The sequence below is a fragment of the Streptomyces sp. NPDC048643 genome, from assembly GCF_040650615.1.
Lineage (GTDB): Bacteria > Actinomycetota > Actinomycetes > Streptomycetales > Streptomycetaceae > Streptomyces.
Map to the genome: position 1 here is coordinate 168,509 of NZ_JBEZHO010000012.1, position 14,397 is coordinate 182,905.

Sequence of the window (14,397 nt, forward strand, 5' to 3'; positions counted from 1 at the left end):
CAGACAAGCACAGGGCCCGCCGCGCCGAAGCGCGACGGGCCCTGAAAGTCGGCATCCCGGGTGACTACTTCTTGCCCTTGGCGCCGCCGCCGCTGTCGTCGCTGGACAGCACGGCGATGAAGGCCTCTTGCGGAACCTCCACAGAGCCCACCATCTTCATGCGCTTCTTGCCTTCCTTCTGCTTCTCCAGCAGCTTCCGCTTACGCGAGATGTCACCGCCGTAGCACTTGGCGAGGACGTCCTTGCGGATGGCGCGGATGGTCTCGCGGGCGATGACCCGGGAGCCGATGGCCGCCTGGATCGGCACCTCGAAGGCCTGCCGCGGGATCAGCTCGCGCAGCTTGGCGACCAGCCGGACACCGTACGCGTACGCCTGGTCCTTGTGGGTGACCGCCGAGAAGGCGTCCACCTTGTCGCCGTGCAGCAGGATGTCGACCTTGACCAGGCTGGAGGTCTGCTCGCCCGTGGGTTCGTAGTCCAGCGAGGCGTAACCGCGGGTCTTGGACTTCAGCTGGTCGAAGAAGTCGAAGACGATCTCGGCGAGCGGCAGGGTGTAGCGGATCTCGACGCGGTCCTCGGAGAGGTAGTCCATGCCGAGCAGGGTGCCGCGCCGGGTCTGGCACAGCTCCATGATCGAGCCGATGAACTCCGAGGGCGCGAGGATGGTCGCGCGCACGACGGGCTCGAAGACCTTGTCGATCTTGCCCTCGGGGAACTCGCTCGGGTTGGTGACGATGTGCTCGCTGCGGTCCTCCATCTCGACGCGGTAGACCACGTTCGGAGCGGTCGCGATCAGGTCGAGCCCGAACTCGCGCTCCAGCCGCTCACGGATCACGTCGAGGTGCAGCAGACCGAGGAAGCCTACGCGGAAGCCGAAGCCCAGCGCCGCCGAGGTCTCCGGCTCGTACACCAGCGCCGCGTCGTTCAGCTGGAGCTTGTCCAGCGCGTCGCGCAGCTCGGGGTAGTCGGAGCCGTCCAGCGGATACAGGCCCGAGAAGACCATCGGCTTGGGGTCCTTGTACCCGCCGAGGGCCTCGGTCGCGCCCTTGTGCAGGGTGGTGATCGTGTCACCGACCTTGGACTGACGGACGTCCTTCACACCGGTGATGATGTAGCCGACCTCACCGACACCGAGCCCGTCGGCCGCCTTCATCTCGGGGGCCGAGACGCCGATCTCCAGCAGCTCGTGGGTCGCGCCGGTGGACATCATCCGGATGCGCTCACGCTTGTTGAGCTGACCGTCGATGACACGCACGTACGTCACGACGCCGCGGTACGAGTCGTACACCGAGTCGAAGATCATCGCGCGGGCCGGGGCGTCCTGGACGCCGACCGGGGCCGGGATCTCGGCGACGACCCGGTCGAGGAGCGCCTCGACACCGAGACCGGTCTTGGCCGAGACCTTGAGGACGTCCTCGGGGTCGCAGCCGATGAGGTTGGCGAGCTCCTCGGAGAACTTCTCCGGCTGGGCGGCCGGCAGGTCGATCTTGTTCAGTACGGGGATGATCTTGAGGTCGTTCTCCATCGCCAGGTAGAGGTTGGCGAGAGTCTGCGCCTCGATGCCCTGGGCCGCGTCGACCAGCAGGACCGTGCCCTCGCAGGCCGCGAGGGACCGGGACACCTCGTACGTGAAGTCGACGTGCCCGGGGGTGTCGATCATGTTGAGGATGTGGGTGCTGCCCGGATCCTCGGAGGGCGCCCAGGGCAGCCGGACCGCCTGGGACTTGATCGTGATCCCACGCTCGCGCTCGATGTCCATGCGGTCGAGGTACTGAGCGCGCATCTGCCGCTGATCAACCACCCCGGTCAGCTGGAGCATGCGGTCGGCGAGAGTGGACTTGCCGTGGTCGATGTGCGCGATGATGCAGAAATTGCGGAGCAGAGCCGGGTCGGTACGGCTCGGCTCGGGCGCATTGTTAGGGGTCGCGGGCACGCAGGGTCCTGTCTCTTGAGGCGCCTGTCGCCTCGGGTCGGATCGATACGTAGGCTCCATCGTCCCACGCGTGGGGAGCTGCGACCGGTTTGGGCCGTGTGAGCGGGGATCGCCCCGCACGTTCGAGGCGTCCGGCGCCGGTGTCCGCGTCCGGCCCGGGGTCCGTCCAGGGGGCGGCGGCAGACCGGTTTGGGCCGGTCGTACGGGGACTGGTAGCCTGGGTGGCTGTGTCTCGTGCCCTCTCTGCAGGAGACGCACCCAAGAAAATCAAACGGCGGGTGAGACGTGCTGTCTCGCCTGCCTGAACCTGTAAAGGCTCATTCGTGGCGAACATCAAGTCCCAGATCAAGCGGATCAAGACCAACGAGAAGGCCCGGCTGCGCAACAAGGCCGTCAAGTCTTCCCTGAAGACCGCGATCCGCAAGGCCCGCGAGGCTTCGGCCGCGGGTGACGTCGAGAAGGCCACCGAGTACACGCGCGCCGCGTCGCGCCAGCTCGACAAGGCCGTCGCGAAGGGCGTCATCCACAAGAACCAGGCCGCCAACAAGAAGTCGGCGCTTGCTTCGAAGGTCGCCGCCCTCAAGGGCTGAGTCGGCTGAGCCCCTCGGGCTCACCCTCTGACTTACTTGACGTGACCGTCGGCCGGACCCGAGCAGGCCCTCTCTCCCGCTCCCGACCGACACCCCGGATCCGCGCACGATCTGCGTTCGCCACGCGGGCGTGGATCCACCCATCTCGAACCGAAGGCCCCGCTTCCTCCCCTACGGGAGACGAGCGGGGCCTTCGGCGTACGGTGAGGAGGGTGGGACGGGGATCATGGCCTGTCCCGTCCCTAGCCCTGGCGGGAACGGGCCGCGCGGGCGATCGTCACGACCGCCTTCTCCAGCGCGTACTCCGGGTCGTCGCCGCCGCCCTTGACTCCGGCGTCCGCCTCCGCGACGGCTCGCAGGGCCACGGAGACCCCGTCCGGCGTCCATCCGCGCATCTGCTGCCGGACCCGGTCGATCTTCCAGGGCGGCATCCCCAGCTCACGGGCGAGATCGGCGGGCCTGCCGCCCCGCGCCGAGGAGAGCTTCCCGATCGCCCGCACCCCCTGCGCGAGCGCACTGGTGATCAGGACGGGAGCCACACCGGTCGACAGCGACCACCGCAACGCCTCCAGCGCCTCCGCGGCCCGCCCCTCGACGGCCCGGTCGGCCACCGTGAAGCTGGATGCCTCGGCGCGCCCCGTGTAGTAGCGCCCGACGACCGCTTCGTCGATCGTCCCCTCGACGTCCGCGGTCAGCTGGGTCACCGCCGACGCCAGCTCCCGCAGGTCGCTCCCGATGGAGTCGACCAGCGCCTGACAGGCCTCCGGCGTGGCCGAGCGGCCCAGCACCCGGAACTCGCTCCGCACGAACCCCAGCCGGTCCGCCGGCTTCGTCATCTTGGGGCACGCGACCTCCCGCGCCCCCGCCTTGCGCGCGGCGTCCAGCAGCCCCTTGCCCTTGGCACCGCCCGCGTGCAGCAGCACCAGGGTGATCTCCTCGGCGGGCGCCCCGAGATACGTCTTGACGTCCTTGATCGTGTCCGCCGACAGATCCTGCGCGTTGCGTACGACCACGACCTTGCGCTCGGCGAAGAGCGAGGGGCTCGTCAGCTCGTTGAGCGTGCCGGGCTGCAACTGGTCCGAGGTGAGGTCCCGTACGTCCGTGTCGGCGTCGGCGGCCCGGGCCGCGGCCACCACCTCCTGCACGGCACGGTCGAGCAGGAGGTCCTCCTGGCCCACGGCGAGCGTGACAGGGGCGAGGGGGTCGTCTTGTGCGGTCTTCTTGGCCATCCCCGAAAGCATCCCACGCGCCGCCGACAACCGACCCCACGCTCCCACCGCCCCACACGCCCCGGCCCCCTCCCCGCCCCCCGGGAGACCGATCCCGGAACGGCGAACAGCCACCCTGCCCCAGGTGCCGTGCACGACCGGCAGGACAGAGCCAGGGCGCCGAGGGCACCCGGCCGCCCGGGGCTACGGCTCCTCGCGCCAGCCGTCCCACTCCGCCGCGAACTCGTCCAGCTCCTTCGGGTCCAGCCGCCCGTCGGCGTCCGCCAGGACGACGAGCCACTGCGCGTCCTCGGCGTCGTCCTCGCCGGCCAGCGCGTCCCGGACGAGCTGCGGCTCCTCGTGCAGTCCGAACCTGTCCCCGACGGCCTCCGCCGCCTCTTCCGCGGCATCACGGTCGGGCAGCACCAGCACATGTCTCACTTCGCTCACACGGACATTTTCCGGTACGCCCGACGCCACCCGTCCCCGGGGCGGTTTTCGGAGGCGCGGGGGCCGAGAACGGGGCCCACGACGGGACCGGGAACGGGGCCGGGAACGGGAGTCACCCCGCCGACCTGACCTCCGGCACCCGGTCCAGCTCGATACCGAAGCGCTCCCGGTACACCGCCAGCACCTCCTCGTCCGTGGCGACCTCGGTCACCTCCTTCGTCCCGTCCGAGGACGTCACCGTGAACTTCCTGCCGCTGAGCGTGATCCGCCCCCCGTCCTTCGTGACCCGCGAGCAGACCAGCGAGCGGGCGAAGTGCGAGAGCGCCGACGTGCTGTGCCACCAGGCCCCGACGACGAAGTCCTCCAGCACCCGCGGCCGCATCTCCAGCCGGTACTGGCGCTTGCCGCCGAGGACGACGTCCAGGTCCTTGCTCTCCCGGCCGTCGCCGGCGCCCCGCACCCCGGCCGCGTCCGGCCCGGCCTCGACGACCCCGAACACCCCGCCCGGATCCCGCTGTTCGCCCCGCTCCCCGAAGGCCAGCGGATGGTGGCTGTGCGCCCCGAACCCGACGTCGGTGATCCAGTCGCCCCCGTCCACCGTGCGCACCCGCAGCGCGAGATGGTCGTAGGGAATCCCGAGCTTCCCGTCGTCCCCGTACACCCGCGCCGCGAGCAGCGTCACGTCGAAACCGAGCGAGCTCAGCAACGCCCCGAAGGCGCCGTTCAGTTCGTAGCAGAAACCCCCTCTGCGCGCGCCCACCAGCTTGTCGAGCAGCCTCTTCTCGTCCAGCACGATCTCCTCACCGAGGTGGATCGACAGGTTCTCGAACGGCACCGTCCTCAGGTGGCGCAGCTGAAGCTCGCGCAGCACGTCGGACGTGGGCCACGCGGGGTGCTGAGCCCCGATGCGGCGGAGGTAGGCGTCGGCCTGTGCGGAATTCATGACCTCAGTGTCCCGCCACACTCAGGGCCCCGCCCGCACCCGTGACGGCGAGCGACCCGTCCTCGTCGGTCCGCAGCACCACCGCGCCCCCGGCCCGCAGCGCCTCCACCGTGCTCGGGGCGGGATGCCCGTAGACGTTGTGCCGGCCGCAGGAGATGAGCGCGAGACGCGGCGCCGCCCGGCGTATGAGCTCGGGATCCTGGTAGGCGGAGCCGTGATGGGCGACCTTGAGAACGTCCACGTCGCCCAGCTCCAAGGCTGCCGGCGACCTCAACAGGGCCTGCTGCGCGGGTGGTTCGAGGTCTCCGAGCAACAGCAGCCGCAGCCCGGCCGTCCGGACGAGCAGGGCGACGCTCGCGTCGTTCGGACCGTCGGGCGTCGGGGCCGGAGCCGGTGGCGGCCACAGCACCTGCCAGTCGAGGGTGCCGGTGCGCCGCCGCTCCCCGGCCACGGCCCGGGTCACGGGGATGTGCCGCGCGGCCGCCTCCCGCCGCACGAACTCGGCCTGATCCGGCGGTTCTTCGAACCCTGTTGTCTCGATCGCGCCCACCGACCGCCCGTCGAGTACGCCCGGCAGTCCCGCGACATGGTCGGCGTGGAAGTGCGTGAGCACGACGAGCGGGATCCTGGTGACGCCGAGGGTGCTCAGACAGCGGTCGACCGCGACCGGGTCCGGACCGGCGTCCACCACCACGGCGCTGCCGTCACCCGCGGCCAGCACCGTCGCGTCCCCCTGTCCCACGTCGCACATCGCGAGCCGCCAGCCGGGTGGCGGCCACCCGGTGATCACCCTCGTCAACGGCGGCGGCTGCACCACGGCCAGCAGGAACACCACCAGGCAGGCACCGCTCAACCAGGGATGCCGCAGCAGTCTCCGCCCCACGAGCACGACGACCACCGTGACAAGGGCCAGCAGACCGGCGCCCGCCCAACTGCCGGGCCAGTCCACTCCCCCACCGGGCAGGGCCGCGCCCGTGCGCGCGATGTCCGCGATCCACCGGGCGGGCCAACTGGCGCACCACGCGAAGACCTTGGCCACCGGCATCGCCACGGAGGCGGTCGCCAGTGTCCCGAAGCCGAGCACCGTGGCCGGCGCGACCGCGAACTCCGCGAGCAGATTGCACGGCACCGCCACCAGACTCACCCGCGCCGACAACAGGGCGACCACGGGTGCGCACAGAGCCTGCGCCGCGGCGGCGGCGGCGAGTGCCTCCGCCAACCGGGGAGGCACCCGGCGCCGACGCAACGCCGCACTCCAGCGTGGGGCGACCGTCAGCAGGGCGCCGGTGGCGAGCACCGACAGCAGGAATCCGTAACTGCGGGACAGCCAGGGGTCGTACAGCACCAGCAGCAGCACCGCGGTGGCCAGCGCCGGGATCAGCGATCTGCGGCGCCCCGTCGCGATGGCGAGGAGCGCGATCGATCCGCAGGCCGCCGCGCGCAGCACGCTCGGATCCGGCCGGCACACGATCACGAAGGCGAGCGTGAGCGCACCGCCGAGCAGGGCGGTCGCCCGGAGCGGGACACCGAGGCGGGGTGCGAGTCCGCGCCGCTCCACCCGCTGGGCGAGCCCCGCCGGGCCGATGAACAGGGCGAGCAGAATCGTGAAGTTGCCGCCGCTGACGGCGAGGAGGTGGGTGAGGTCGGTCGCCTTGAAGGCCTCGTCCAGCTCCGGTGCGACCCGTGCGGTGTCCCCGACGACCAGGCCCGGCAGCAGCGCCCGCGCGTCCGTCTCCAGACCGTCGGTCGCCTCGCGCAGCCCCTCCCGGAGCCGTCCGGCGAACCGCTGCGGCCCGGACGGCTCCCCCACCACCTCCGGCGGGGCGCTCCCGCGCACCCGCAGCACCGCCGCGATGTCGCCCCCGCCGGAGAGGGCGGGGACGACCCGCGCCGCCACCCGCACCCGCGTGGACGGCAACAACGACAACCAGGGTGACCGTTCACCGGACCCCCGGGCCGGGCCGCTCCGCGAGCGCGCGTCGACGATCACCAGCACCGGCGTCCGGGTGGCGAGCACCCTGCCGTCGGCCTCGACGATCCTCCTGACCCGCGCGTCGAAGAGCAGCGCCGTCGGCGCCATGTGGTCCCCGGTGATCCGGGGCCGGGTGAACCGTGGGTCGGAGGTGACCTCCACGTCGGCCGTCACAGGGGCGAACCTCTTCGCGAGCGCGGGCACAGGGCCACGGCGGACGTCCGCCCCGTGCAGCCCCGCGGAGGCCGCGGCCGCGGCGACACAGAGCAGCACGGCGGCCGCGGACACCCGGGGCCACGCACCCGGCCGCGCTCCCCCACGCCGCCGGGCCACAGGCCCCCCGCGTCGGCGCACGGAATCGCCGAGCGCCCCGGCGGGGTCGCCCCGCGCCGCCGAACGCGCACCGGGCCGCCCGACCGACAACAGAACGGCTCCGGCCATCAGGGACACCACGGCCACGCCCGTGACCCACCCCGGTGACGCCCCCACCAGCACGGCGGCGGTCACCCAGACCGCGAGGGCAGGCGGCACGAGCCGGAGGTCCACCGGCCCCTCCACCCGAGGGTGCGCGGCGCCCAGCCTCTTCCCGGAGTCGGCGTGAACGGACCTGCGGCCCGCGGCGCGTGGTGTCTGCCCGCTGCCCGCCGGACCCACGTGCCCCGCGCTCGTCGCCGACCCGACCGAGGGCGTACCCGGCAACGGTCCGACCGGCGGAGCGTCAGGCGCCGACCCGGCGCCGCTCCCGCCGCCCCTCCCTCCCGAATCACTCATGGCCGCACCAGATCGCGGAGGTCCGAGAAGCGGCGGTCGCCGATTCCGTTCACCTCGCGGAGTTCGTCGACCGAGCGGAAGCCGCCGTGCGCCGTGCGGTAGTCGATGATGTGCCGGGCCAGCACGGGGCCGACGCCGGGCAGGGTGTCGAGCTGGTCGACCGTGGCCGTGCTGAGGACGATCGGGGCGGAGGGCGCGGCACCGGCCACGCCTCCTCCCGGCCCGGCCGAACCCGCCCCACTCGACCCCGCCCCGGCGAGCCCCGCCCCGGGTGGGGGCGCCGACGCTCCGACCACGATCTGCTCCCCGTCCACCAGCAGACGTGCCCGGTTGAGCCCGCCGGTGTCCGTGCCGGGCCGCACCCCGCCGGCCGCCCGCAGGGCATCCTCCACCCGGGAGCCCGTCGGCAGCCGTTGGAGCCCGGGGGCCCGCACCTTGCCGCCGACGTCGACGACGATCCGGCTCCCGGCGACACCGACGGGTCCCGAGGCTCCGGTCGAGGCACCCGCTCCCCGTGCCGTACCCGGCTGTTGGCGCTCCCCGCCCTTGCCTCCGAACGGCGCCGCCGCCCGCACCACCTCGGGGGCACGCACCGGCTGCGGCCTGCCGGCCCAGAAGTGCTGAACGGCGAAGACGGCCGCCGCGACCAGCAGCACGGTCAGCGCGGCCACGCTCCTGCGCTCAAGACCGCACCGCGACTGGAGCCACAACGGCAACCTCTCCCGCACAGCCGGCCCGACCCGCTCCCGCCACGCACCGGCGCCGGCACCGGCACCGGCACGGACAGCGGCGCCGTCCTCCGGGCTCGGCGCCGCGTCGAGACGCGACGGGAACCGTGATTCGGAGCCCAGGTCGCGGTGCGGGTCGGAGTGCGGGCGGGACGGCACGTCGGACCGCACGTCCGCAAGCAGGTCGGCCTCGGCGCCCGAGCGACCGGCGGCCCCGGCGCGAGACCGAGCGCCCGGGCCCCACTCACCCATGGTCCCCTCCCCCGAACCCGCTCGGGCCGAGTGAGGTCGTAACGACGCAGCGCGCGCCCGGAGCTGCCACTCGGCATACGCCCCCACTCCTTGGAGGTCCTGTCGCGCGGGCGCACTCAGCGCCGCATGACGCTCCCCTCCTGCAGCACCCGCCGCGGCTCCGTGCCCGGCAAGGAAGCCCTCAGCGCGACGCCCCGAATGTTCGCCCCGCTCGTCCTGAAGAACCCCAGCGCTCTCCCGAAGCCGAAGCCAGCCGCCATCACCCAGCAGCCCCCTCCCCCGCACGGTGCTCCCTCGCGGAGGCCGCGGTCCCCTCAGGTCCTCCGGTTTCCTCCAGCCCTCCACGCCCTCGGGACCCTCCCGCCCGGGCGGTCCCACCAAGCCCCCCGGCGCTCCCGGCCCGCCCCCCACATCCCGATCCAGCCCCGGCGGATCGTTGCCCAACTCCCCGCGGCCCGTGATCCGTTCCGCGAGAAGTGCCTCCGCGCGCAGGCGCAGGGCAGCCGCCGACGCCTCGTGGCGGTGCGTGCGGCTTCGTGGGTTGCGGCGGTGGCGGCTGCGGCCGTCGGAGACGGGGCCGCGGCCCGGGCCGCTGGTCGGTGTCGCGGTGCGTGAGCTCGATCGAAGTGCCATGCGGCGAGGATCCGGCAACCCGGCCCTCTCGCGATGATCTTGCTCAATTCCGGTGGACGACGGCCCACTTGTGGATATCTCCGTCACTCACACGGACGCCGGCCGGGTCGGACGCGCCGCGGGCAAGCCGGCCCGGTGGAGTCCGCCGCAACCAGGGGCCGGGAGCCTCGGCGAAGGGGTCGGGTGCCGCGGCGAAGGGGTCGGGTGCGTCAGCGGGGCGAGACGACCGCCGCGAGCAGCCCGGGTCCGGTGTGCGCCCCGATCACCGCACCCACCTCGCTCACGTGCAGTTCGACGAGGCCGGGCACACGGGCGCGCAGCCGGTCCGCGAGGGCCGACGCCCGCTCCGGGGCCGCCAGGTGGTGGACGGCGATGTCGACCTGGGCGCTGCCGGCACGGTCCGCGACGATCTCCTCCAGGCGGGCGATGGCCTTGGACGCCGTGCGGACCTTTTCGAGGAGTTCGATGCGGCCGTCGTCGAGCTGGAGCAGCGGCTTCACGGCGAGCGCGGACCCCAGCAGGGCCTGCGCGGCGCCGATCCGGCCGCCGCGGCGGAGGTAGTCGAGGGTGTCGACGTAGAAGAACGCGGACATGCCCGCGGCCCGCTTCTCGGCCGCCGTCACCGCGTCGTCGACGGTGCCGCCCGCCTCGGCCGACTCGGCGGCGGCCAGTGCGCAGAATCCGAGGGCCATCGCGACCATCCCGGTGTCGACCACCCGCACCGGCACCGGCGCCTCCCGCCCGGCGAGCACGGCGGCGTCGTAGGTGCCGGAGAACTCCGAGGACAGGTGCAGGGAGACGATGCCGGTGGCGCCGGACGCGGCGACCCGGCGATAGGTCTCGGCGAACATCTCGGGACTCGGCCGGGAGGTCGTGACGGGACGGCGCTTCTGGAGCGCCTGGGCCAGGGAGCGGGCCGAGATCTCGGTGCCTTCTTCGAGCGCCTGGTCACCGAGGACGACGGTCAGTGGGACCGCTGTGATGCCGTGGCGCTCCATCGTCCGCGTCGGCAGGTAGGCCGTGGAATCGGTGACGATCGCGACATGGCGGGACATGAGCTGGAGGTTACCTGTCGGGACGGGTGGGCGGCAGCCCGGCCCCTGGCGCCTGTGACCGGAGCGACCCGATCACGTGGTGCTCTCGGGGCGGGGCTTCTTCTGCCAGGGATAGGTGGGGCGTTGGCCCGGCGGCGTGATGGCCGAGCGCGTCGGCTGCTCCGCCGCGCGGGACCGCGGGGTCTCCGGCCAGGTCTGTCCGCCGGCGGTGCCGGCGTCCGCGGCGGGGGCGTCGGGCCAGGACGTGGCGGGTCCCGGCTCCTTCGTCCAGTGCCGCAGCGCTCCGGCCTCCATGTCGATCTGGCTGCTCAGGGTGTCCAGGTCGTCGCCCGCGAAGCGGTGCGCCCGGTCACGGGCGGCCCAGCGCAGCGAGTCCGCCGACCGCGTGATCCGCTCGGTGCGCTCGCGCAGTCCGGGCAGCCGGGTGGCCAGCGCGCCCCGGTCGGGCTCGGCCTCCAGACGCTTCAGCTCGGCGTCCAGCTCGTGTCCGTGTGCGCTGAGCCGCTCGAAGAGGCTCAGGGACTCCTTGAGGGACTCGTCCTCCGCCACGCTCGCCTGGAGGGCCTCCTGGGTGGCCCGCATCGAGGTGCGCAGCTTCAGGCGGAGCTGGGCCAGCTCGCCCTGGGGGCCGAACTGGGTGAAGGTCTTCGCACGCAGGGTATGGTCCTCGACGGTGCGGCGGGCCTGCGTGATCGTGCGGTCGACGCCGCGCTTGGCGGCACCGACGACCTTCACCGTCGCGTACGCGCCCAGCACCACGAACAGCAGGAAGAGCAGGGCGATCACGGTGATCACTGTTCCCATCACACTCCTCCTCGGACCGGTCGCGGCAGTCGTGGCCGCGCTCTCAACGGTAAACGCTGCGGGCAGGTTCGGAGTTCCAGAAGAACCCCGAACCTGCCCGTAGGGGACTACCCCGAGCCGCGCCGACGAAGCCGTCCGGCTAGGCGGTGACGATGTTGACCAGCTTCGGCGCGCGTACGACGACCTTGCGGATCCCCGCGCCGCCCAGTGCCGCGACGACCTTCTCGTCGGCCAGTGCCACCTTCTCCAGCTCCTCGTCGGAGATCGCCGGGGAGACCTCCAGGCGGGCCTTGACCTTGCCCTTGACCTGCACGACGCAGGTCACGGTCTCGTCCACGACGTACGCCGGGTCGGCGACCGGGAAGTCCTGGTGGACGACCGACTCGGTGTGGCCCAGCCTGCGCCACAGTTCCTCGGCGATGTGCGGGGCCAGCGGCGCGACCATCAGGACCAGGGCCTCGGCGACCGGGCGGGCGACCGGGCCGCCCACCTTGGTCAGGTGGTTGTTCAGCTCGGTGACCTTGGCGATGGCGGTGTTGAACCGCATGCCCTCCAGGTCCTGGCGTACGCCGTCGATGGCCTTGTGCAGGGCCCGCAGGGTGCTCTCGTCGACCTCGGCCTCGGCGGTGTCGACGACGGTGACCTCGCCGGTCGCCTCGTCGACGACGTTGCGCCACAGCCGCTGCAGCAGGCGGTACTGGCCGACCACCGCGCGCGTGTCCCAGGGGCGGGACACGTCCAGGGGGCCCATCGCCATCTCGTACAGGCGCAGGGTGTCCGCGCCGTACTCGGCGCAGATCTCGTCCGGAGTGACCGCGTTCTTCAGGGACTTGCCCATCTTGCCCAGCAGCCGGGAGACCTTCTCGCCCTGGTGGTAGTAGGCGCCGTCGCGCTCCTCCACCTCGGCGGCCGGTACGGCGATGCCGCGGCTGTCGCGGTACACGAAGGCCTGGATCATGCCCTGGTTGAACAGCCTGTGGAACGGTTCGGCCGAGGACACGTGGCCCAGGTCGAACAGGACCTTGGACCAGAAGCGGGCGTACAGCAGGTGCAGCACGGCGTGCTCGGCGCCGCCGACGTACAGGTCGACGCCGCCGGTCGGCTGGCCCTCGCGCGGGCCCATCCAGTACTGCTCGACGACCGGGTCGACCAGCTTCCGGTCGTTGTGCGGGTCCAGGTAGCGCAGCTCGTACCAGCAGGAACCGGCCCAGTTGGGCATGGTGTTGGTCTCGCGGCGGTACTTCTGCGGGCCGCGGCCGTCGCCCAGGTCCAGGGTGACGTTGACCCAGTCCGCGTTGCGGGACAGCGGGGTCTCCGGGGACGTGTCCGCGTCGTCGGGGTCGAAGGTGCGCGGCGAGTAGTCCTCGACCTCCGGCAGCTCCAGGGGCAGCATCGACTCGGGCAGCGGGTGGGCGACGCCGTCCTCGTCGTAGACGATCGGGAAGGGCTCGCCCCAGTAGCGCTGGCGGCTGAACAGCCAGTCGCGCAGCCGGAAGTTGACGGTGCCCCGGCCGATGCCGCGGCGCTCCAGCCACTCGGTGATGCGCGCCTTGGCGTCGACGACGCCCAGGCCATCCAGGGAGATCTCGTCGCCGGCGGAGTTGACGATCTTCGCGTCGTACGAGGCGAAGGCGTCGTCCCAGGTGGAGGCGTCGGTGCCGCGGTCGTCCGAGGGCTCGACCACGCAGCGCACGGGCAGGTCGAAGGCGCGCGCGAAGGCGAAGTCGCGGGTGTCGTGCGCGGGGACGGCCATGATCGCGCCGGTGCCGTAGCCCATCAGCACGTAGTCGGCGATGAAGACGGGGACCTGCTCGCCGTTGACCGGGTTGGTCGCGAAGGCGCCGGTGAAGACTCCGGTCTTGTCCTTGGCCTCGGCCTGCCGCTCGACGTCGGACTTCGAGGCGGCCTGCGCGCGGTAGGCGGCGACGGCCTCGGTGGGCGTCGCGTGGCCGCCGGTCCACGCGTCGTGGGTGCCCTCGGGCCAGGCGGCCGGTGTGAACTTCTCGACCAGCGGGTGCTCGGGCGCCAGCACCATGTAGGTGGCGCCGAACAGGGTGTCCTGGCGGGTGGTGAAGACCGTGATGGCCTCGCCGTCGACGGGGAAGTCGACGCGGGCGCCCTCGGAGCGGCCGATCCAGTTGCGCTGCTGCAGCTTGATGGCCTCGGGCCAGTCCAGGCCGTCCAGGTCGTCCAGCAGGCGGTCCGCGTAGGCGGTGATGCGCATGTTCCACTGGCGCAGCTTGGCCTTGAAGACGGGGAAGTTGCCGCGCTCGGAACGGCCGTCGGCGGTGACCTCCTCGTTGGCCAGGACGGTGCCCAGACCGGGGCACCAGTTGACCGGGGCTTCGGAGGCGTACGCCAGGCGGTACTCGCTCAGGACGTCGGCGCGCTCGGCGGCGTTCAGCTCGTTCCAGGAGCGGTCGCCGCCGACGCCGCGTTCACCGGACTCGAACTGCGCGACCAGCTCGGCGATCGGACGGGCCTTGGCGGCCTCGTCGTCGTACCAGGAGTTGAAGATCTGCAGGAAGATCCACTGGGTCCACTTGTAGTACTCGGGGTCGATCGTGGCGAACGACCGGCGCTTGTCGTGGCCCAGGCCCAGCGCGCGCAGCTGGACCTTCATGTTCTCCATGTTGGCCTCGGTGGACACGCGCGGGTGCGTGCCGGTCTGCACGGCGTACTGCTCGGCGGGCAGGCCGAAGGCGTCGAAGCCCAGGGTGTGCAGGACGTTGTGGCCGGTCATGCGCTGGAAGCGGGCGAAGACGTCGGTGGCGATGTAGCCCAGCGGGTGCCCGACGTGCAGGCCCGCACCGGAGGGGTACGGGAACATGTCCATGATGAACTTCTTGGGCTTGGCCACCAGCTCGGGATCACCGGCCAGGTCCCCGACGGGGTTCGGTGCCTCGTACGTGCCCTCGGCGTCCCAGAAGTCCTGCCAGCGTGCCTCGATGTCGGCCGCCAGGGCGGCCGTGTAGCGGTGCGGCGCGGCCACTTCGGCGGTGGCAGCGGTGTTCGTCTCGCTCATGATCCTCAAAGCTCCATCGATCGTCTCTGCCAG

At 72.3% G+C, this 14,397-nt stretch carries 10 protein-coding genes; 1 reads left to right on the forward strand and 9 read right to left on the reverse strand.

Annotated features, from left to right (window positions below):
* Positions 1 to 64: 64 nt before the first annotated feature.
* A complete protein-coding gene (lepA, locus tag AB0C62_RS15115; protein WP_164370777.1) occupies positions 65 to 1,933 on the reverse strand; it encodes a translation elongation factor 4 in 1,869 nt (622 codons plus the stop codon).
* 323 nt (positions 1,934 to 2,256) lie between these two features.
* Between lepA and rpsT the strand changes: the two genes are divergently transcribed.
* Positions 2,257 to 2,523 carry a 30S ribosomal protein S20 gene (gene rpsT, locus AB0C62_RS15120; protein ID WP_362973138.1) on the forward strand — a complete coding sequence of 89 codons (267 nt, stop codon included), beginning with the start codon at positions 2,257 to 2,259 and terminating at the stop codon, positions 2,521 to 2,523.
* Between the two features lie 242 nt (positions 2,524 to 2,765).
* Here the strand turns inward: rpsT and holA are convergent, their stop codons facing one another.
* The 8 genes from holA to leuS form a co-directional block, all read right to left on the reverse strand.
* The gene (gene holA, locus AB0C62_RS15125; protein WP_362973139.1) at positions 2,766 to 3,752 is read right to left on the reverse strand and encodes a DNA polymerase III subunit delta; all 987 of its coding nucleotides are present in this window, start codon (positions 3,750 to 3,752) and stop codon (positions 2,766 to 2,768) included.
* Between the two features lie 183 nt (positions 3,753 to 3,935).
* Positions 3,936 to 4,181, reverse strand: a complete 246-nt coding sequence (locus AB0C62_RS15130) for a hypothetical protein (protein ID WP_362973141.1) — start codon at positions 4,179 to 4,181, stop codon at positions 3,936 to 3,938.
* 112 nt (positions 4,182 to 4,293) lie between these two features.
* The gene (locus AB0C62_RS15135) at positions 4,294 to 5,124 is read right to left on the reverse strand and encodes an arylamine N-acetyltransferase (protein ID WP_362973142.1); all 831 of its coding nucleotides are present in this window, start codon (positions 5,122 to 5,124) and stop codon (positions 4,294 to 4,296) included.
* Between the two features lie 4 nt (positions 5,125 to 5,128).
* Positions 5,129 to 7,642 (reverse strand): ComEC/Rec2 family competence protein, encoded by a 2,514-nt coding sequence (locus AB0C62_RS15140; RefSeq protein ID WP_362973144.1) that lies wholly within the window; start codon positions 7,640 to 7,642, stop codon positions 5,129 to 5,131.
* A 221-nt stretch (positions 7,643 to 7,863) separates the two neighbouring features.
* The gene (locus AB0C62_RS15145) at positions 7,864 to 8,847 is read right to left on the reverse strand and encodes a ComEA family DNA-binding protein (RefSeq protein WP_362973146.1); all 984 of its coding nucleotides are present in this window, start codon (positions 8,845 to 8,847) and stop codon (positions 7,864 to 7,866) included.
* An 842-nt stretch (positions 8,848 to 9,689) separates the two neighbouring features.
* Positions 9,690 to 10,535 carry a DegV family protein gene (locus tag AB0C62_RS15150; RefSeq protein ID WP_362973148.1) on the reverse strand — a complete coding sequence of 282 codons (846 nt, stop codon included), beginning with the start codon at positions 10,533 to 10,535 and terminating at the stop codon, positions 9,690 to 9,692.
* Positions 10,536 to 10,607: 72 nt separating this feature from the next.
* The gene (locus tag AB0C62_RS15155; protein WP_362973150.1) at positions 10,608 to 11,339 is read right to left on the reverse strand and encodes a hypothetical protein; all 732 of its coding nucleotides are present in this window, start codon (positions 11,337 to 11,339) and stop codon (positions 10,608 to 10,610) included.
* A 139-nt stretch (positions 11,340 to 11,478) separates the two neighbouring features.
* A complete protein-coding gene (gene leuS, locus AB0C62_RS15160) occupies positions 11,479 to 14,364 on the reverse strand; it encodes a leucine--tRNA ligase (RefSeq protein WP_362973152.1) in 2,886 nt (961 codons plus the stop codon).
* Positions 14,365 to 14,397 lie beyond the last annotated feature (33 nt).